Raw genomic sequence first — 19,263 nt, 5'->3', positions numbered from 1 at the left:
ATACTCCTTTTCGCCTATTCGCTCGTTGAACCGCGTTACGCCTGCGCGATCGCGGTTTCCAGGTGCCCTGCAAGGGCATCCCAGGCAATGTTCTGTTGTTCGCCCTGACCACGCAGGGGTTTGAAGCCGACTTCCTGTTTGGCCAACTCATCATCGCCAAGAATCAAGGCGAACAGCGCGCCGCTCTTGTCGGCTTTCTTGAACTGGCTTTTGAAACTGCCCCCGCCCGCATTCACGGCCAGACGCAGGCCCGGCAGGCGGTCACGCACCGCTTCGGACAGACGCAGGCCCGCCAACTCGGCCTGCTCACCAAAAGCGCAAAGGTAGACATCGACCTGACGGCTGATGGAGTCCGGTACCTTGCCAAGGGTTTCAAGCAGCAGAATCAGGCGCTCGATACCCATGGCAAAGCCAACGCCAGGTGTAGGCTTGCCGCCCATTTGCTCCACCAGCCCATCGTAGCGGCCGCCGGCACACACCGTACCCTGGGCACCCAGCTTGTCGGTGACCCACTCGAAGACGGTCTTGCTGTAGTAGTCCAGCCCCCGCACCAGCTTGGTGTTGAGCACGAATGGAATGCCGGCAGCGTCCAGGCGGGCCTTCAGGCCTGCGAAGTGCGCACGGGATTCTTCGTCCAGGTAATCTTCGAGCTTCGGCGCATCGACCAGCACCGCCTGGGTGTTGGTGTCCTTGCTGTCGAGGATGCGCAGCGGGTTGCTCTTGAGGCGGCGCTGGCTGTCCTCGTCCAGTTGCTCCAGGCGCGCGGACAGGAACTCCACCAACGCGTCGCGGTAGCGGGCGCGCGCTTGGCTGGTGCCAAGGCTGTTGAGTTCGAGCTTGACCGCATCCTGAATGCCCAGCAAGCCCCACAGGCGCCAGGTCAGCATGATCAACTCGGCATCGATGTCCGGGCCATCGAGGTTGAACACCTCCACACCGATCTGGTGGAACTGCCGGTAGCGGCCCTTCTGGGGACGCTCGTGGCGGAACATCTGCCCGATGTACCACAGCTTCTGCACCTGGCCATTGCCGGTGATGCCATGCTCCAGCACCGCGCGAACACAGGCCGCAGTCCCTTCCGGACGCAGTGTGAGCGAGTCACCGTTGCGGTCTTCGAAGGTGTACATTTCCTTTTCGACGATATCGGTCACTTCACCGATCGAGCGCTTGAACAGCTCGGTGAACTCCACGATGGGCGTGCGGATCTGGCTGTACCCGTAGGTGTCCAGCAGGCCGGCAACGGTACCCTCGAAATAGCGCCACAATGGCGACTGCTCGGGCAGGATGTCGTTCATGCCACGGATGGCTTGCAGCGATTTGCTCACGAATGATCCTTACGAATTCTGTGTATCAGCCACGGGCGATCAACGCCGCGTCGGCTTCGACCTTCTCGGCCGCTTTCTGACGGATGAGTCTTTCGAGATCATCGACCAGGTTGTCGTTGGTCAGTTTCTGCGCCGGTTTACCGTCGATGTAGACCAGGTTGGGCGTACCACCGGTCAGGCCGACATGCGCTTCCTTGGCCTCCCCCGGGCCATTGACCACACAGCCGATGACGGCCACGTCCAGCGGCACCAGCAGGTCCTCGAGGCGCCCTTCGAGCTCGTTCATGGTTTTTACCACATCGAAATTCTGCCGCGAGCAGCTCGGGCAGGCGATGAAGTTGATGCCTCGGGAACGCAAGTGCAGGGACTTGAGGATGTCATAGCCTACCTTGACCTCCTCCACCGGGTCTGCCGCCAGCGAAATGCGGATGGTATCGCCAATGCCTTCGGCCAGCAGCATACCTAGGCCAACGGCAGATTTCACCGTACCCGAGCGCAGGCCACCGGCTTCGGTGATTCCCAGGTGCAGGGGTTGCACGATCTGCCGTGCCAGCAGGCGATAGGCCTCGACGGCCATGAACACGTCCGACGCCTTGACGCTGACCTTGAAATCCTGGAAGTCGAGACGATCGAGGTGTTCCACATGGCGCAGCGCCGATTCGACCAGCGCTGCGGGCGTAGGCTCGCCGTACTTTTTCTGCAGGTCCTTTTCCAGTGAGCCTGCGTTGACGCCGATACGGATTGGAATACCACGGTCGCGAGCGGCGTCAACGACAGCCCTGACCCGGTCTTCACGGCCGATATTGCCAGGGTTGATGCGCAGGCAGTCCACACCCAACTCGGCCACGCGCAGGGCAATCTTGTAGTCGAAGTGAATGTCGGCGACCAGCGGCACGCTGACCTGCTGCTTGATGCGGCCGAAGGCTTCGGCGGCGTCCATGTCAGGTACCGACACGCGAACGATGTCCACACCGGCATCGACCAGACGCTGGATCTGCCCCACCGTGGCGGCGACATCATTGGTATCGGTGTTGGTCATGCTCTGCACTGCAATGGGCGCATCACCGCCCACCGGCACATTGCCGACCCATATCTTGCGGGATTCGCGACGTTTGATCGGGGATTGGCCGTGCATGAATTACTGTCCCAACTTCAGGCGAGCGGTTTCGCCACTGGTGAACGGGGCAACGTCGACGGCCTGGCCGTTGTAGCTGACCTTGGCGCCACGGGCAAAGCCCAGACGTACCGCAAACGGCGGCTTGCCAGTCAGCTCGAGGTTGTCCCCCTTGCGCTTGATGCCGCTGAACAGCACCTTGCCGTTGCCATCGGAAACCTGGGTCCAGCAATCGGCGACGAACTCAATCGCGACCTTGCCGCTGCCTGCTGGCACGGCGGCGGGCTCGGCGGCGGCTGCACTGGTTGCAGGGGCGGCTGCCGCCGGCGCGCTGGCAACAGGGGTAGCGTTGGCCGGCGCCGGCTGCGGCGTCGCAGTGCCCGTTACCGGAGCAGAGCCGGCTGCAGGCGTGTCGGTAGCCGCTGCCTGCCCGGTACTTGCAGCCTGCTGCTCGTCGGTACCCTGGGCCAACGGCAGGGGGGCGCTCTCAGGTTGCTGGGCGGCAGAGACGGCCTGGTCTTCGGGTTCGTCAAGCGGGTGAATCTGGGTGGTGCCGTCGGCGCTTTCGACCTCGACGTGCTCAAGGGCGATGCTGGAGAGGTCTTTGCCGCGCAGACTGCCCTGGTCCTGCCACCAGACGAAACCGCCACCCACGACCGCCAGCAGCAGCAACAGGCTGACCCCGCGCAGAATATTGTGGGACAACCGGGAAGGCTCTTCGATACGCCCCAGCGAATGTACGTCGCTGCCCTTGGCGTGGGTGCCGGTGTAGCGATCGAAGGCTTCGACCAGGGCAGCCTGGTCCAGCTCCATCAACTTGGCGTAGGCGCGGATGTAGCCACGGGCGAAGGTATGCCCGGGCAGCTTGTCGAAGGCGCCGGTTTCCACATGGTTGAGCGAGCTGACAGTAAGATTGAGCTTGCGGGCCACCTCGGCTTGGGACCAGTCCCGTTTCTCACGGGCCAGGCGCAACAGCTCACCAGGGTTCTGGCCAGGCGCTACAGCTACTTCGGGATGCGCGGCGTTCATCGTTGCTCCGACAGGTATTGCTGATATTCCGGCGTACCGGGATAAAGTCGTTGTAATTGCTGCCCCAACTCGGCCACCGTCCCTTGCTCGTCGAACACCTTGGCAAGGCGGCTACCCAGCAGCAGGCTCCGGGCATCGTGGCCACTCAACCGGCTGAAACGATCGTAGTAATCCCGGGCCGGCACATAATGCCTGTTTTCGTAGGACAACTCAGCCATTTCCAGCAACGCTTGTGGCTGTCGCTGGTTAAGCTGCAATGCTTTTTGCAAATGGGCGTGCGCCTGATCGCGCTGGCCGAGCCTCAAGGCTGTCAGGCCAAGGTTTTCATAAACCCGTGATCGCTCAGGATACAGGGTATCGGCGCTGGCAAGGCGAAACATCTGCTGCGCTTCGGCAAACCGCCCTTGAGCATAAAGGAAACTGCCGTAATTGTTGCGAATTCGCGTGGTGCTGGCACCCGCCCCAAGCGCTTGCTTGAAATGGCGCTCGGCCAATACAGGCTCGCCTTCGGCCTGGTAGACCAATGCCAAGGCGGCATGGGCGTCGGCATCGTCGCCATCCAGCGCCAGCGCCTTTGACAAGGGCGTCTTGGCCTGGCCCAGCATCCCCTGTTGCAGGTAGCCGAGCCCCAGCTGCACATACGCCCGCCCGGCCTCGACCCTGCGCTGCTCAGCCACCTGCGCATCGCTGCCTGCGCCTGACATGCAGCCGGCGAGCAGCGAAAGCGCAATGATCGGCAGCGCAGCGCGCACGTTCATAGGCCAGTTCCGGTCAGTGGGCGGCCGGGCTGTCCGGGCGCTCGGCGTCTGCCGACAGCTGCCGGACGGCGATGTAACGTTCGCTGCGCCGGGTGCGGTCATTGACCTGCCCCACCAGCTGGCCGCAAGCCGCATCGATGTCATCACCACGGGTGGTGCGCGTCGTCACGTTGTAGCCACCGTGGTGCAGCAGGTCTTGGAAACGACGAATGGCGTTGTTGCTGGGGCGCTCGTAGCCGGAGTGCGGGAACGGATTGAATGGAATCAGGTTGATCTTGCACGGCACGTCGCGCAGCAGCTCGATCATCTGCGCCGCATGCTCGGGCTGGTCGTTGACGTCCTTGAGCAGGGTGTACTCGATGGTGAGCACCCGCTTGCCGCCCAGGGTCGCCATGTAGCCCATGCATGCGTCGAGCAGCATCTTGAGCGGGTACTTCTTGTTGATCGGTACCAGTTTGTTGCGCAACTCGTCATTGGGTGCATGCAATGACAAAGCCAGCGACACATCGATGTGCTTGGCCAGCTCGTCGATCATCGGCACGACGCCCGAGGTGGACAGGGTGACGCGACGCTTGGAGATGCCATAGCCCAGATCTTCCATCATGATCTTCATGGCGGCGATGACATTGTCGAAATTGAGCAGGGGTTCGCCCATGCCCATCATGACCACGTTGGTGATGGCGCGGTCGATTTTGGCAGGCACGGTCCCGAAGGATTTGTTCGCAAGCCACACCTGGCCGATCACTTCGGCGGCGGTGAGGTTGCTGTTGAAGCCTTGTTTGCCGGTGGAGCAGAAGCTGCAGTCCAGGGCACAACCGGCTTGCGACGACACGCACAGGGTGCCGCGATCGTCGGTGGGAATATAGACGGTTTCGACGCAGCTGCCGGAGGCAACGCGGATCACCCATTTGCGGGTGCCGTCTGCGGAAATGTCTTCGCTGACCACTTCCGGTGGGCGAATTTCGGCAACGGCCTCGAGCTTTTCACGCAAGACCTTGCCGACGTTCGTCATGGCGGCGAAATCATCGACGCCAAAGTGGTGAATCCATTTCATCACCTGACCGGCGCGGAAGCGCTTCTCTCCGATGGAATCGAAGAATTGTTCCATTTCCTGCAGGGTCAGACCCAGCAGGTTGATTTTGTCAGTCGATGTCGTCATGGATTCACCCTCACCCGTAAGCTTTCGCTTAGCGAGTGGTTACCTCGGTAGCAGCGAAGAAGTAAGCGATTTCGCGAGCAGCAGCAGCTTCGGAGTCCGAACCGTGAACGGCGTTGGCGTCGATGGACTCGGCGAAGTCGGCGCGGATGGTGCCGGCAGCGGCTTCTTTAGGGTTGGTAGCGCCCATCAGCTCACGGTTCTTGGCAATGGCGTTCTCGCCTTCCAGGACCTGAACGACAACCGGACCGGAAGTCATGAAGGCAACCAGATCACCGAAGAAGCCGCGCTCGCTGTGCTCGGCGTAGAAGCCTTCGGCCTCGGCCTTTGACAGTTGCTTGATTTTCGAGGCAACGATTTTCAGGCCGGCTTCTTCGAAGCGAGTGGTGATCTTGCCGATGACGTTCTTGGCAACAGCGTCAGGCTTGATGATGGAGAAAGTACGTTGAACAGCCATGGAAAACTCCAGAATATGAGTGTTACGAAAAATTAAACCCGCGAATTATACGCGGGTTCCAGGGGATTGCCTAACCTGCGGTGCGTGTTCAGTCGGCTTCGTCGATCCAGGCCGCCTGGATGGCCTCGAGCACCTTCTCGCCGGCGCGCGAAGGATCGTCACTGAAGCCAGGCAATGCCACCACCCAGCGGTGCAGATCGACGAAATTCACATACCGAGGATCGACGTCCGGCTTGCTTTCTGCAAGCTCGATGGCGATATCAAGTACATCAATCCATTTCAGACTCATGTCCAGGACCTCAGTGCGGCGCTTCGGCAGCGTGGTTGAGCGAATACTTGGGGATCTCGATGGTGAGGTCCTGATCGGCCACCACCACCTGGCAACCCAGACGCGACTGCGCTTCCAGGCCCCACGCCTTGTCCAGCATGTCTTCTTCGAGCTCGTCGGCTTCCTCAAGGGAATCGAAGCCCTTGCGCACGATGCAGTGGCACGTGGTGCAGGCCTTCACACCGCCGCAGGCGCTCTCCATCTCGATGTGATGATCGTGGGCCAGCTCCAGGATATTGGTGCCGGCAGGCACCTCCACGGTCAGCCCCTCCGGGCAGAACTTCTCATGCGGCAGGAATGTCACCAGCGGCATCGATTACTCCTCGATCTCATTCAGGTTGCGCCCGGCCAGTGCGGCTTTGACCGTCGAATCAAGGCGTCGGGCGGCAAATGCGTCGGTCACGTGCGACAGACGCTTGGTCTGTTGCTCGATGGCAGCGCCATCGGTGCCCGCCAGCAAATCACGTAGTTCTTGCATCTGGAATTCAATGGCCTGGCGCTCTTCTTCACTGAGCAAGCGCTGACCGTCGGCGTCCAGGGCGCCCTGTACCGCTTCGAGCAGCCGTTCGGCGTCCACTTGGTGCTCACGCAACTGACGGGCCTGCTTGTCGGTACCAGCATGCTCGAAGGAGTCCTTGAGCATGCGCGCGATTTCGCCATCGGTCAGGCCGTAGGACGGCTTGACCTGAATGCTGGCTTCCACGCCTGATGCGAGTTCCCGGGCGGCGACGCTGAGCAGCCCGTCGGCATCGACCTGGAAGGTGACGCGAATTTTCGCTGCCCCTGCCACCATGGCCGGAATGCCGCGCAGTTCGAAGCGCGCCAGTGACCGGCAGTCGCTGATCAGTTCGCGCTCGCCCTGCAGCACATGGATCATCATGGCCGACTGGCCGTCTTTATAAGTCGTGAACTCCTGGGCGCGCGCCACCGGGATGGTGGTATTGCGCGGGATCACTTTCTCCATGAGCCCGCCCATGGTCTCCAGGCCCAGTGACAGCGGGATCACATCAAGCAGCAACAGCTCGCCGCCTTCGCGACGGTTGCCGGCCAGGGTATCGGCCTGAATGGCGGCGCCGATGGCCACGACCTGATCGGGGTCGATGGAAGTCAGCGGGCTACGACCGAACAGGGTACCGACGGCATCGCGAACACGGGGCACGCGCGTGGAACCGCCGACCATGACCACGGCGCTGACTTCATCGAGCTCGACGCCACTGTCACGTACGGCACGGCGGCAGGCCTTGAGGCTGCGGGCCACCAGCGGCTCGATCATCGCATCGAAACCGGCACGGGTGAGCTCACCCTGCCAGGCACCATGCGTGACGCCCACCACCTCGGCATCGGTCAACGCTTCCTTGGCGGCGCAAGCCGTCTGTAACAGCGCGCGCTGGGTAGCCGGGTCGAGGTCGGAGGACAAGCCAGCCTGCTCGATGATCCAGCCTGCAATGGCGTGATCGAAGTCATCGCCACCCAGGGCGGTATCGCCGCCGGTGGCCAGCACTTCGAACACGCCCGCTGTCAGGCGCAGGATGGAAATGTCGAAGGTACCGCCACCCAGGTCGTAGATGGCGACTACGCCCTCGGCGTTCTGGTCAAGGCCATAGGCCACGGCGGCGGCCGTAGGCTCGTTGAGCAGACGCAGGACGTTCAGGCCAGCCAGGCGTGCAGCATCTTTTGTGGCCTGGCGCTGGGCGTCATCGAAATAGGCCGGAACGGTGATCACCGCACCGACCAGTTCACCGCCCAATGTCGCCTCGGCGCGCTCACGCAGCACCTTGAGGATGTCCGCCGAGACCTGCACCGGGCTCTTGGGCCCTTGCACCGTATCGATGAAAGGCATGTGCGATTCGCCACCGACGAAGCGGTAGGGCAATTGCTGGCCCAACTGCTTGACGTCGGCCAGGCCGCGACCCATCAGGCGCTTGACCGACAGCACGGTGTTCAGCGGATCGCTGGAGGCAGCGTCACGCGCTGCCTGCCCGACTTCGCTGCCGCCAGCTTCGAGGTAACGCACCGCCGAAGGCAGAATCACATTACCTTGCGCATCGGGCAGGGGCTCGCTCACGCCGCTGCGCAATGCAGCGACCAGGGAATTGGTGGTGCCCAGGTCGATCCCTACCGCCAGGCGGCGCTCATGGGGCTGGGGCGTTTGACCGGGTTCGGCAATCTGCAATAGGGCCATGCTTATCTGAATACCTTAGGTGCCATCACGGGTAGCACCGGGTTAATCGTCGAGGCGCTCTTCCAGTTGGCGCACTTCTTGGGCGAGCTTGTCGAGGAATTGCATTCGGCGCATCAGGCGTTCGGCCTGCTCACGCGCATCGGCAACATCCCAGCAGGCGGCGAAATCCTCGTTGAGCGTGTCTTGAGCAGCCTTCAGGCGCTTCTTGAACACGGCCACGCCATCGAGGTCGGCTTCGTCCTGGAGGTCTTCGAGCTCCTCACGCCACTGCATCTGCTGCAGGAGGAAATCCGGGTCATGGACCGTGACCTCCTGCGGCACTTCGTGGCCACCGATCGCCAACAGGTAGCGCGCACGGCGTGGTGCACTGCGCAGCGTCTGGTAGGCGTCGTTGAGGGCAGCGGATTTCTCCAGCGCAGAGCGTTGCTCGCGCTCGGAGGCATCGGCAAAACGATCAGGATGGACTTCGCGGGCCAGCTCGCGATAGCGAGTGGCCAGCATCTCAAGGTCCAGTCGAAAACTCGGCTGCAGGTCGAACAGTGCAAAATGACAAGGAGTACCCACGGTCGGCCTCAGACGTTGAAGCTTTCGCCGCAGCCACACTCACCGCGCACGTTGGGGTTGTTGAACTTGAACCCTTCGTTCAACCCTTCCTTGACGAAGTCCAGCTCGGTGCCGTCAAGATAAACCAGGCTCTTGGGATCGATGATCACCTTGACGCCATGGTTCTCGAACACCTGGTCCTCGCCCGCCAGCTCGTCCACGAACTCCAGCACGTAGGCCAGGCCCGAGCAACCGGTGGTGCGTACGCCAAGGCGAATGCCTTCACCCTTGCCCCGCCCTTCCAGGGAACGCCGCACATGATTGGCGGCGGCTTCTGTCATGCTGATAGCCATGAGAACTCCTTACCTTGCAACAGGCGACGTTAGATCAAGCCTTTCTTCTGCTTGTAATCGCGAACAGCGGCCTTGATGGCATCTTCGGCGAGTACCGAGCAGTGGATCTTGACCGGCGGCAATGCCAGTTCTTCGGCCAGCTGGGTGTTCTTGATGGTCTCGGCTTCGTCCAGGGTCTTGCCCTTCATCCACTCGGTGGCCAGGGAGCTGGACGCGATGGCCGAACCGCAGCCGTAGGTCTTGAACTTGGCGTCTTCGATCACGCCCTGCTCGTTGACCTTGATCTGCAGGCGCATCACGTCGCCACAGGCCGGTGCGCCGACCATGCCGGTACCGACATCCGGATCCTCGGCATTCATCTTGCCGACGTTGCGCGGGTTTTCGTAGTGGTCGATGACCTTTTCACTGTATGCCATGGTGCAATTCCTTCCTCATCAGGGAGCCGCTCTTGCCGGCGACTGCTTAGTGGGCGGCCCACTCGATCTTGGAGATGTCGACGCCGTCTTTGTACATGTCCCAAAGTGGGGACAGTTCACGCAGCTTGTTCACGGCCTCGCAGACTTTCTGCGCGGCGTAATCAACCTCTTCCTCGGTGGTGAAGCGGCCGAAGGAGAAGCGGATGGAGCTGTGCGCCAGCTCGTCGTTACGGCCCAGTGCACGCAGCACGTAGGACGGCTCGAGCGAGGCGGAGGTGCAAGCCGAACCGGACGAGACGGCGATGTCCTTGAGCGACATCAGCAGCGATTCGCCCTCGACGTAGTTGAAGCTCAGGTTCAGGTTGTGCGGCACGCGAGCAGTCAGGCTACCGTTGACGTACAGTTCTTCGAGGCTGGATACCTGCTTGAAGAAGCGGTCGCTCAAGGCTTTGATGCGTGCGTTTTCAGCCGCCATGTCCTGCTTGGCAATGGCGAATGCTTCGCCCATGCCGACAATCTGGTGCGTCGGCAGCGTACCCGAACGCATGCCGCGTTCGTGACCACCGCCGTGCATGGCTGCCTCGAGGCGTACCCGCGGCTTGCGGCTGACATACAGCGCGCCGATCCCTTTGGGGCCATAAACCTTGTGCGCGGAGAACGACATCAGATCGACCTTGAGCTGCTGCAGATCGATTTCGACCTTGCCGGCAGACTGGGCGGCATCGACGTGGAACAGCACGCCGCGCGAACGGGTCAGTTCACCGATGGCGGCAATGTCGTTGATCGAGCCGACTTCGTTGTTCACGTGCATCAGCGAGACCAGGATGGTGTCGTCACGCAGGACCGCCTCGACCATGGCCGGGGTGACGATGCCGTCTTCGCCCGGTTCCAGGTAGGTGACTTCGAACCCCTCACGCTCCAGCTGGCGAGCGGTATCGAGGACCGCCTTGTGCTCGATCTTGGAGGTGATGATGTGCTTGCCCTTGGTCTGATAGAAGTGCGCAACACCCTTCAGGGCCAGGTTGTCGGACTCGGTGGCACCGCTGGTCCAGACGATTTCGCGCGGGTCGGCATTGATCAGCTCGGCGACCTGACGGCGACCGTTCTCGACCGCTTCTTCGGCTTTCCAGCCAAAGACGTGGGAGCGCGAAGCCGGGTTACCGAAGTTACCGTCAGCCGTCAGGCATTCGGCCATCTTCTGGGCTACGCGTGGGTCGACCGGGGTGGTCGCGGAGTAATCGAGGTAGATCGGCAACTTCATTTTTCTCTCCTATCAGGCGGTGGCGTCGCTCGTCGTCCCGAAGGATCAATCGACGGCGGACGTCTCAATCTTGTCCAGCGGGGCAGACAGACCAGCGACGCGGCGCAGGTCCTGACGCTGAGCGACTTCCTGCACCTCACGGCGCATGACGAGGTCGGCCAGACTGATGCCACTGAGGAACTCGTGAATCTGCTGACTGAGGTCGCACCACAAGTGGTGGGTCAGGCAGGTATCACCGGCATGGCAGTCCCCAAGCCCCTGGCAACGGGTGGCATCGACCGATTCGTTGACCGCATCGATGACCTGGGCGACCTGGATGGTCTCCATGCCGCGCGACAGCTGATAACCGCCACCGGGGCCGCGAACGCTGGAAACCAGGCTGCTGCGGCGCAGCTTGGCGAACAGCTGTTCCAGATAAGAAAGGGATATGCCCTGGCGCTCGGAGATGTCGGCCAAAGACACCGGCCCATGCTGCGCGTGCAACGCCAGGTCGAGCATGGCAGTCACGGCGTATCGGCCTTTGGTAGTCAGTCGCATGGCTATTGGGTACCACGGGAGTTACGGGATGTGTGCAAGTATGCGATTCCCGAGCATTTAAGTCAACTATTAGACCTAGTGCCTTAGTCGGGTTTGCATGAGGGGAGGCGGCCGCGATTGTAGCAGACACGGGGGCGATAGCACATGCCCCCATGCCAGAACCCGCGCCTGACGCGGCGGGATCAATGCGGCTGGATGTCGCGCTTGGCCAACTGCGCCTGTTCGGTGAAGTCATCTTCAGGCAGCGCTGGCAGCTCCTTGGCGCAATAGTCACTGCCCATCCGCGTCAGCGCACCGCACATGCCTTCCAGGCGCTCATCAACGGCCTGCAGATGGTCAAGCATCTGGCCAATGGCACGGGCGACCGGGTCGGGCATGTCGCCACTGACCCCATAGGCATCGAAACCGATCTTCTCGGCCATGGCCTTGCGCCGCGCCTCGACATCGCCCTGCTCGTCCTTGACGATGATGCGCCCGGGGATGCCAACAGCCGTGGCGCCGGCTGGCACCGCCTTGGTCACCACCGCATTGGAACCGATCTTGGCCCCGGCCCCTACGGTAAACGGCCCCAGCACCTTCGCACCCGCACCGACCACTACGCCGTCCTCCAGCGTTGGGTGACGCTTGCCTTTATTCCAGCTGGTACCGCCCAGGGTTACGCCTTGGTAGAGCGTCACGTCGTCACCAATCTCGGCGGTTTCGCCAATGACGATGCCCATGCCATGGTCGATGAAGAACCGCCGCCCTATCGTGGCGCCCGGGTGAATCTCGATACCGGTCAGCCAGCGACCGAAGTTGGACACCAGCCGCGCCAGCCACTTGAAGTCCCGCCGCCACAGGGCATTACCCAACCGGTGCAGCCATATGGCATGCATCCCGGGGTAGCAGGTCAGCACTTCGAACGCGTTGCGCGCCGCTGGATCACGGTGGAACACACTTTGAATATCTTCACGCAGACGTTCCAGCATCTGTCAGTCCTTCCGTTTATGCGGCTCACCCCGGACCACCTTCTGGGTCTCGGTAAGAATGCCGCGCAAAATGCTCATTTCGGTACGCTCCACTGCCACCCGACCGTAAAGCCTGCGAAGACGCGGCATCAGGTGCTTGGGCTTTTCGGGATCAAGGAAACCAATGTCGACCAGGGTTTTTTCCAGATGGTCGTAGAACAGCTCCATCTCGTCCATCGTGGCCAAGGCGTCGGCGTCAGCCTTCTCAACCTGGGCAGGCGAGCGGTCGTTCGCCAGGCTGGCCATGCGCACTTCATAGGCCAGTACCTGAACAGCCGCGGCCAGGTTCAGCGAACTGAAGTCGGGATTGGAGGGGATGTGCACGTGGAAGTGACATCGCTGCAACTCTTCATTGGTCAGCCCGGCATGCTCGCGCCCGAACACCAAGGCGATCTGCTCGCCCCCGTCGGCATGCTGCACGGCCTTGTCGCCGCATTCACGTGGGCCGATAAGAGGCCATGGAATGCTGCGCTCACGGGCACTGGTGCCCATCACCAGATTGCAGCCGACCAATGCCTGCTCCAAGCTGTCGACGACGATGGCGTTACCCAGCACATCGTCCGCGCCCGAGGCGCGCGCGCTGGCCTCGTCGGCAGGAAACTGCTTTGGCTGCACCAGCACCAGACGCGACAGGCCCATGTTCTTCATGGCGCGAGCAGCGCCGCCGATGTTGCCGGGGTGGCTGGTGTTGACCAGAACGACACGAATATTCTGCAGCAAGGTCTCGTGCTCACAGTGGCGGAAATCAGGGCCTGGAATCTTACAGAACCGACAGGCGTAACGCCACGCACGCGAATGCGCCCTTCTGCCGCCACAATTTTCTGTTAGAATGTTCGGCTTTCTTCTTTAACATCTCCAGGTGACCCGCCCATGCAGCCTATGCTGAATATCGCCCTGCGCGCCGCTCGCAGCGCCAGTGAACTGATCTTCCGCTCCATCGAACGCCTGGATAGCATCAAGGTCGATGAGAAAGAGGCCAAGGACTACGTTTCCGAAGTCGATCGCGCTGCCGAGCAGAGCATCGTCAATGCCCTGCGCAAGGCCTACCCGAACCACTCCATCCTGGGCGAAGAAACTGGCCTGCACGCCGGCTCCGGCGAAGAAGGCAAGGATTACCTGTGGGTCATCGACCCGCTGGACGGCACCACCAACTTCCTGCGTGGCATTCCTCACTTCGCCGTCAGCATTGCCTGTAAATACCGTGGTCGCCTGGAGCACGCCGTGATCGTCGACCCGGTTCGCCAGGAAGAGTTTACTGCCAGCCGTGGCCGTGGCGCTCAACTGAACGGCCGCCGCCTGCGCGTCAGCTCGCGCACCAGCCTGGACGGCGCCCTGCTGGGCACTGGCTTCCCCTTCCGCGATAACCAGATGGCCGACCTGGACAATTACCTGGGCATGTTCCGCAGCCTGGTAGGCCAGACCGCCGGCATCCGCCGCGCTGGCGCGGCGAGCCTGGACCTGGCCTATGTGGCCGCAGGTCGTTTCGATGCATTCTGGGAGTCGGGCCTGTCCGAATGGGACATGGCCGCAGGCGTGCTGCTGATTCAGGAAGCAGGCGGCTTGGTGAGCGACTTCAATGGCGGCCATGACTTCCTCGACAAAGGCCACATCGTCGCCGGCAACATCAAGTGCTTCAAGGCGGTACTGACCGCCATCCAACCGCACCTGCCTGAAAGCATGAAGCGTTGAGCATTTGATTGCAGGAAAACAAAAGCACCCCTCGGGGTGCTTTTTTCATGCCTGCCAGCCCTGCATCACCGGCGTCGGCACAGGGCCAACGCCGGCAGCAGCATCACTGACCGGCGTCGCTGAGAATCAGCTTGCCGTTCTTGTCCACTGGGATGGTAGAGCCTGGCTCACGGTTCATCTTCACCTGGCCGACCTGATCGCCAATGGTGTACTTGACGTTGTAGCCCACCACTTTTTCACTGATGTCGTTGACCGTGTTGCAGCGGGTCTGGGTCGTGGTATAGGTGTCACGCTGCTGCATGCCCTCCTGCACCTTGTTGCCAGCATACCCACCACCCACCGCACCGGCCACGGTCGCGATCTTCTTGCCGGTGCCGCCGCCGATCTGGTTGCCCAACAGGCCACCGGCCAGCGCGCCGACCACAGTGCCGGCGATCTGATGCTGATCCTTGACTGGCGCCTGGCGAGTGACGGTTACGTCCTTGCACACTTCGCGCGGGGTCTTGATCTGCTGCTTGATCGGCTGCACGTCGGTGACCTGAGCATATTCAGGTCCTTTGTTCACCAAGCTGTAGGTCGCCACAGCACCTCCGGCAGTGACACCGACAGCACCTAGCACCGCACCCACCAGCATTGATTTATTCACGTGAACCTCCTGATCGTACATACGGGACTTGGCCCGCTTTCTCCTTGCCTTGGAGCAAAAAAAAGGGCGCGAGTTCAACACTCGCGCCCTCTCGTCCGCCAAGCGGAGCGTCAGTCGGTCACGGACGGTCGTCCACGCCCTCGGTCTTTGCCGGCGGAATCAGGTCTTCGCTGTTCAGGTTCAGCCAGATCAGCACCACGTTGGCGATGTAGATCGACGAGTAGGTACCGGCCATCACGCCGATGAACAGGGCCAGCGAGAAGCCGAACAGGTTGTCACCGCCGAAGAACAGCAAGGCGGCAATAGCCAGCAAGGTAGACACCGAAGTCGCCACGGTACGCAGCAACGTCTGGGTGGTGGAGACGTTGATGTTTTCGATCAAGGACGCCTTGCGCATGACCCGGAAGTTCTCACGCACCCGGTCGAACACGACGATGGTGTCATTGAGCGAGTAGCCGATGATGGCCAGCACCGCCGCCAGCACCGTCAGGTCGAAGGTGATCTGGAAGAACGACAAGATGCCCAGTGTCACGATCACGTCGTGGATCAGCGAGATGATGGCGCCTACTGCGAATTTCCACTGGAAGCGGAACGCCAGGTAGATAAGGATGCCACCCAGCGCCAGGAGCATGCCCATGCCGCCCTGGTCACGCAGCTCTTCACCCACCTGCGGGCCGACGAACTCGACACGCTTGACGGTGGCTGGGTTGTCACCGCCGGCCTTCTGCAAGGCTGCGGCGACCTTGTTGCCCAGCTGTGGGTCATCACCCGGCATGCGCACCAGCAGGTCGGTGGTGGCACCGAAGCTCTGCACCACTGCCTCGTGGAAACCCGAGTCGACCAACTCGGCCCGTACCGCCTTGAGATCGGCCGGGCGCTCGTAGGTCAGCTCGATCAGCGTGCCGCCAGTGAAGTCCAGGCCAAAGTTCAGGCCCTTTTGCCACCAGCTGAACAAGGCCAGCACGGTGAGCAGTACGGTGACGCCGAAGGCGACATTGCGTACACCCATGAAATTGATGGTTTTCATCGCAGCTCCCTCAAACCCACAGCTTCTTGATGTCACGCCCGCCACAGGTCAGGTTGACCAGGGCACGGGTGACCATCACAGCAGTGAACATCGACGTGAAAATCCCGAGGGACATGGTGACCGCAAAGCCTTTGACCGGCCCGGTGCCCATGGCAAACAGGATGCCGCCCACGAGCAAGGTAGTCAGGTTGGCATCGACGATGGCCGAATAGGCGCGGTTGAAGCCTTCATGAATAGCGCGCTGAACAGACATGCCTGCAGCCAGCTCTTCACGGATTCGAGAGAAGATAAGCACGTTGGCATCCACCGCCATGCCCATGGTGAGCACGATACCCGCGATGCCTGGCAATGTCAGCGTAGCGCCCAGCAAGGACATCAACGCCAGCAGCAACACCATGTTGCCGGCGAGGGCGATAGTGGCCAGCACACCGAAGGCCCGGTAGATCGCAATGATGAACAGCGAGACGAACAGCATACCCCACAGCGAGGCGTCGATGCCCTTGGTGATGTTGTCGGCACCCAGGCTTGGGCCGATGGTACGTTCTTCAGCGAAGTACATCGGTGCAGCCAGGCCGCCGGCACGCAGGAGCAGGGCCAGTTCAGACGATTCGCCCTGGCCGTTCAGCCCGGTGATACGGAACTGGCTACCCAGCGGCGACTGGATGGTCGCCAGGCTGATGATCTTCTTCTCTTCCTGGAAGCTCTGGACCGCAACGTCCTTCTCGACGCCATCGACCGTCTGCTTCACGTAGCGGGTGACAGGCTTCTGCTCGATGAAGATCACCGCCATGCTGCGACCAACGTTGCTGCGCGTCGCGCGGCTCATCAGTTCGCCGCCATGCCCGTCCAGACGAATGTTCACCTGCGGGCGGCCATGCTCGTCGAAGCTGGCCTGGGCGTCGGTCACTTGGTCACCGGTGATGATCAGGCCACGCTCGACGGGCGCCGAACGCCCCCCTTCACGGAACTCGAACACTTCGGTGGTGGCTTTGGACGCGCCCGGCTCGGCACCGAAACGGAACTCCAGGTTGGCCGTCTTGCCCAGAATACGCTTGGCTTCGGCAGTGTCCTGCACACCCGGCAGCTCGACCACGATGCGGTTGGCGCCCTGGCGCTGCACCAGCGGCTCGGCGACACCCAGCTCGTTGACACGGTTACGCACGGTGGTGAGGTTCTGCTTGATCGAGTATTCGCGAATCTCGGCCACTTTCGCCTGAGACAGCGCCAGACGCAGCACGGCGAGGTCATTGCGCTCGGTGGTGGTCAGGTCGAAATCGTTGAAATTCTTGCGGATCAGGGCACGTGCCTGTTCGCGCGTAGCGTTGTCAGCAAAGCCGAGCATGATGCCACCGTCCTGCTGCGGCAGGCTGCGGTAGCGGACCCGCTCCTTGCGCAGCAAGGTCTTGACCTCGCCTTCGTAGACTTTCATGCGGGCGCTCATGGCCTTGTCCATGTCCACTTCCAGCAGGAAGTGCACGCCACCGGACAGGTCCAGGCCCAGCTTCATGGGGCTGGCACCCAGGTTGCGCAACCACTGCGGGGTGGTTTGTGCCAGGTTCAGCGCCACGACATAGTCATCGCCCAGCGCCTTGCGCACCACATCCTTGGCGGGCAGCTGGTCTTCCTGATTGGTCAGACGAATCAGGCCACTGCCCTTCTCACCCAGGCTCACGCCTTTGACTGCGATGTTTGCATCGACCAGCGCCTTGCTGACGCGATCGAGATCGGCCTGGTTGACCTGCAGCGCCGAGCTGGCACCGCTGATCTGCACGGCCGGGTCATCCGGGTAGAGGTTGGGAGCGGAATAAATGAAACCGATCGCCAGTACCAGCAGGATCAGTGCGTATTTCCACAGAGGGTATTTGTTCAGCATCACGCCGCCCGTTCAAGACGCGGGGCGCGTTGCGCGCCCCGACTGGAAAAATGAAACCGGTAACTCAGATAGCCTTGAGCGTACCTTTTGGCAGGGTCGCGGCAATGGCGCCCTTCTGGAACTTCAGCTCGACAGTGTCGGACACTTCCAGCACCACGAAATCATCGGCCACTTTGACGATCTTGCCGGCAATGCCACCGTTGGTGACAACTTCGTCACCTTTCTGCAAGTTGCCCAGCAGGTTCTTCTGCTCTTTGGCACGTTTGGCCTGTGGACGCCAGATCATCAGGTAGAAGATGACCAGGAAACCGACCAGGAAAATCCACTCGAAGCCAGTACCGGCAGGGCCGGCGGCGGGGGCTGCAGCGTCCGCGTATGCGGCGGGGATCAAGAAGCTCATGGGTGCACTCCTAATGCGAATATTTTAATAATGGATGCAGACAGTCAGTCCAAGGGCGGTACAACAAGCCCGCGCTTGGCGTAGAAGGCGTCGACGAAGGCGGCCAATTTACCTTGTTGAATAGCCTCGCGTAAACCGGCCATCAAACGCTGGTAATGGCGCAAGTTATGGATGGTATTCAACATGCTGCTGAGCATTTCGCCACACTTGTCCAGGTGATGCAGATAGGCGCGGGAGAAGTTGCTGCAGGTGTAGCAGTCACAGGTCGGATCCAGTGGCGATTCATCATGGCGATGGAACGCGTTGCGGATCTTGATCACCCCGGTGTCGACGAACAGGTGGCCGTTGCGCGCGTTGCGCGTAGGCATCACGCAGTCGAACATATCGACGCCGCGGCGCACACCCTCAACGAGATCCTCCGGTTTGCCTACCCCCATAAGGTAACGAGGTTTGTCAGCCGGCATCTGCTCGGGCAAGTAGTCCAGCACCTTGATCATCTCGTGCTTGGGCTCACCCACCGACAGGCCGCCGATGGCCAGGCCGTCGAAGCCGATGTTCTCAAGCCCTTCCAGCGAGCGCATGCGCAGGTCCTGGTACATGCCGCCCTGAACGATGCCGAACAGCGCGGCGGTGTTGTCGGCATGGGCGTTCTTCGAGCGCTGGGCCCAGCGCAGCGACAGCTCCATGGACGTACGGGCGATGTCGTGCTCGGCAGGGTACGGGGTGCACTCATCGAAGATCATCACCACGTCCGAACCCAGATCACGTTGCACCTGCATGGATTCTTCCGGGCCCATGAACACCTTGGAGCCGTCCACGGGAGAGGCGAAGGTCACGCCTTCTTCCTTGATTTTGCGCATGGCGCCCAGGCTGAAGACCTGGAAGCCACCGGAATCGGTGAGAATCGGGCCTTTCCACTGCATGAAGTCGTGCAGCCCGTTGTGCTTCTTGATCACCTCGGTACCTGGGCGCAGCCACAGGTGGAAGGTGTTGCCCAGTATCATCTCGGCACCAATGGCCTCGATGTCACGGGGCAACATGCCCTTGACCGTGCCATAGGTGCCCACCGGCATGAACGCCGGGGTTTCGACCGTGCCACGGGGGAAGGTGATGCGGCCACGACGGGCCTTGCCGTCGGTGGCCAGCAGTTCGAAGGACATTC

General features: G+C 61.6%; 22 protein-coding genes. 1 reads left to right on the top strand and 21 read right to left on the bottom strand.

The window, feature by feature from the left end; genetic code table 11:
• Positions 1-35: 35 nt before the first annotated feature.
• The 16 genes from hisS to trmJ all read right to left on the bottom strand — a co-directional run bounded on the left by hisS (position 36) and on the right by trmJ (position 13,186).
• Positions 36-1,325, bottom strand: a complete 1,290-nt coding sequence (gene hisS / locus FH041_RS21695; RefSeq protein ID WP_028687033.1) for a histidine--tRNA ligase — start codon at positions 1,323-1,325, stop codon at positions 36-38.
• Between the two features lie 25 nt (positions 1,326-1,350).
• Positions 1,351-2,460, bottom strand: a complete 1,110-nt coding sequence (gene ispG / locus FH041_RS21690; RefSeq protein WP_023533296.1) for a flavodoxin-dependent (E)-4-hydroxy-3-methylbut-2-enyl-diphosphate synthase — start codon at positions 2,458-2,460, stop codon at positions 1,351-1,353.
• Positions 2,461-2,463: 3 nt separating this feature from the next.
• Positions 2,464-3,468, bottom strand: coding sequence for a RodZ family helix-turn-helix domain-containing protein (locus tag FH041_RS21685; protein WP_028687032.1), 1,005 nt, complete (start codon positions 3,466-3,468; stop codon positions 2,464-2,466).
• Positions 3,465-4,226: a type IV pilus biogenesis/stability protein PilW gene (pilW, locus tag FH041_RS21680; protein WP_027913691.1), complete on the bottom strand. Its 762-nt coding sequence runs from the start codon at positions 4,224-4,226 to the stop codon at positions 3,465-3,467. Before pilW ends, FH041_RS21685 begins: the two co-directional genes overlap by 4 nt.
• Before the next feature lie 13 nt (positions 4,227-4,239).
• Positions 4,240-5,385 (bottom strand): 23S rRNA (adenine(2503)-C(2))-methyltransferase RlmN, encoded by a 1,146-nt coding sequence (rlmN, locus tag FH041_RS21675; protein WP_027913690.1) that lies wholly within the window; start codon positions 5,383-5,385, stop codon positions 4,240-4,242.
• Between the two features lie 28 nt (positions 5,386-5,413).
• Complete coding sequence (ndk, locus tag FH041_RS21670) at positions 5,414-5,839, bottom strand: nucleoside-diphosphate kinase (RefSeq protein ID WP_023533373.1); 426 nt, start codon at positions 5,837-5,839, stop codon at positions 5,414-5,416.
• Between the two features lie 88 nt (positions 5,840-5,927).
• Positions 5,928-6,128, bottom strand: a complete 201-nt coding sequence (gene iscX, locus FH041_RS21665; RefSeq protein ID WP_023533289.1) for a Fe-S cluster assembly protein IscX — start codon at positions 6,126-6,128, stop codon at positions 5,928-5,930.
• 10 nt (positions 6,129-6,138) lie between these two features.
• The gene (gene fdx, locus FH041_RS21660) at positions 6,139-6,480 is read right to left on the bottom strand and encodes an ISC system 2Fe-2S type ferredoxin (RefSeq protein WP_027913689.1); all 342 of its coding nucleotides are present in this window, start codon (positions 6,478-6,480) and stop codon (positions 6,139-6,141) included.
• A 3-nt stretch (positions 6,481-6,483) separates the two neighbouring features.
• Positions 6,484-8,349 (bottom strand): Fe-S protein assembly chaperone HscA, encoded by a 1,866-nt coding sequence (hscA, locus tag FH041_RS21655; RefSeq protein ID WP_027913688.1) that lies wholly within the window; start codon positions 8,347-8,349, stop codon positions 6,484-6,486.
• A gap of 42 nt (positions 8,350-8,391) precedes the next feature.
• Positions 8,392-8,913 (bottom strand): co-chaperone HscB, encoded by a 522-nt coding sequence (gene hscB, locus FH041_RS21650; protein WP_027913687.1) that lies wholly within the window; start codon positions 8,911-8,913, stop codon positions 8,392-8,394.
• 8 nt (positions 8,914-8,921) lie between these two features.
• Positions 8,922-9,245 carry an iron-sulfur cluster assembly protein IscA gene (gene iscA, locus FH041_RS21645; protein WP_023533425.1) on the bottom strand — a complete coding sequence of 108 codons (324 nt, stop codon included), beginning with the start codon at positions 9,243-9,245 and terminating at the stop codon, positions 8,922-8,924.
• Positions 9,246-9,274: 29 nt separating this feature from the next.
• Positions 9,275-9,661 carry a Fe-S cluster assembly scaffold IscU gene (iscU, locus tag FH041_RS21640; protein WP_003248539.1) on the bottom strand — a complete coding sequence of 129 codons (387 nt, stop codon included), beginning with the start codon at positions 9,659-9,661 and terminating at the stop codon, positions 9,275-9,277.
• A 46-nt stretch (positions 9,662-9,707) separates the two neighbouring features.
• Positions 9,708-10,922, bottom strand: a complete 1,215-nt coding sequence (locus tag FH041_RS21635) for an IscS subfamily cysteine desulfurase (RefSeq protein WP_027913686.1) — start codon at positions 10,920-10,922, stop codon at positions 9,708-9,710.
• 45 nt (positions 10,923-10,967) lie between these two features.
• Positions 10,968-11,459: a Fe-S cluster assembly transcriptional regulator IscR gene (iscR, locus tag FH041_RS21630; RefSeq protein ID WP_023533322.1), complete on the bottom strand. Its 492-nt coding sequence runs from the start codon at positions 11,457-11,459 to the stop codon at positions 10,968-10,970.
• 182 nt (positions 11,460-11,641) lie between these two features.
• A complete protein-coding gene (gene cysE / locus FH041_RS21625) occupies positions 11,642-12,427 on the bottom strand; it encodes a serine O-acetyltransferase (protein WP_023533458.1) in 786 nt (261 codons plus the stop codon).
• 3 nt (positions 12,428-12,430) lie between these two features.
• On the bottom strand, positions 12,431-13,186 hold the full coding sequence (trmJ, locus tag FH041_RS21620) for a tRNA (cytosine(32)/uridine(32)-2'-O)-methyltransferase TrmJ (protein ID WP_027913684.1): 756 nt from the start codon (positions 13,184-13,186) through the stop codon (positions 12,431-12,433).
• 150 nt (positions 13,187-13,336) lie between these two features.
• On the opposite strand from trmJ, the gene suhB reads away from it, so the two are divergent.
• On the top strand, positions 13,337-14,155 hold the full coding sequence (gene suhB, locus FH041_RS21615; RefSeq protein ID WP_023533392.1) for an inositol-phosphate phosphatase: 819 nt from the start codon (positions 13,337-13,339) through the stop codon (positions 14,153-14,155).
• A 103-nt stretch (positions 14,156-14,258) separates the two neighbouring features.
• Here the strand turns inward: suhB and FH041_RS21610 are convergent, their stop codons facing one another.
• From FH041_RS21610 to tgt, 5 genes are all read right to left on the bottom strand, one after another.
• Positions 14,259-14,801: a glycine zipper 2TM domain-containing protein gene (locus tag FH041_RS21610; protein ID WP_028687028.1), complete on the bottom strand. Its 543-nt coding sequence runs from the start codon at positions 14,799-14,801 to the stop codon at positions 14,259-14,261.
• A gap of 118 nt (positions 14,802-14,919) precedes the next feature.
• Positions 14,920-15,828: a protein translocase subunit SecF gene (secF, locus tag FH041_RS21605; protein ID WP_027913682.1), complete on the bottom strand. Its 909-nt coding sequence runs from the start codon at positions 15,826-15,828 to the stop codon at positions 14,920-14,922.
• A gap of 10 nt (positions 15,829-15,838) precedes the next feature.
• The gene (gene secD, locus FH041_RS21600) at positions 15,839-17,701 is read right to left on the bottom strand and encodes a protein translocase subunit SecD (RefSeq protein WP_028687027.1); all 1,863 of its coding nucleotides are present in this window, start codon (positions 17,699-17,701) and stop codon (positions 15,839-15,841) included.
• Between the two features lie 64 nt (positions 17,702-17,765).
• Positions 17,766-18,101, bottom strand: coding sequence for a preprotein translocase subunit YajC (gene yajC, locus FH041_RS21595; RefSeq protein ID WP_023533309.1), 336 nt, complete (start codon positions 18,099-18,101; stop codon positions 17,766-17,768).
• 44 nt (positions 18,102-18,145) lie between these two features.
• Positions 18,146-19,261 (bottom strand): tRNA guanosine(34) transglycosylase Tgt, encoded by a 1,116-nt coding sequence (gene tgt, locus FH041_RS21590; protein ID WP_161780411.1) that lies wholly within the window; start codon positions 19,259-19,261, stop codon positions 18,146-18,148.
• Positions 19,262-19,263 lie beyond the last annotated feature (2 nt).

It is taken from the genome of Pseudomonas sp. SWI7 (assembly GCF_006351945.1).
Lineage (GTDB): Bacteria > Pseudomonadota > Gammaproteobacteria > Pseudomonadales > Pseudomonadaceae > Aquipseudomonas > Aquipseudomonas fulva.
This window is presented reverse-complemented; position numbering and strand designations above follow the sequence as displayed.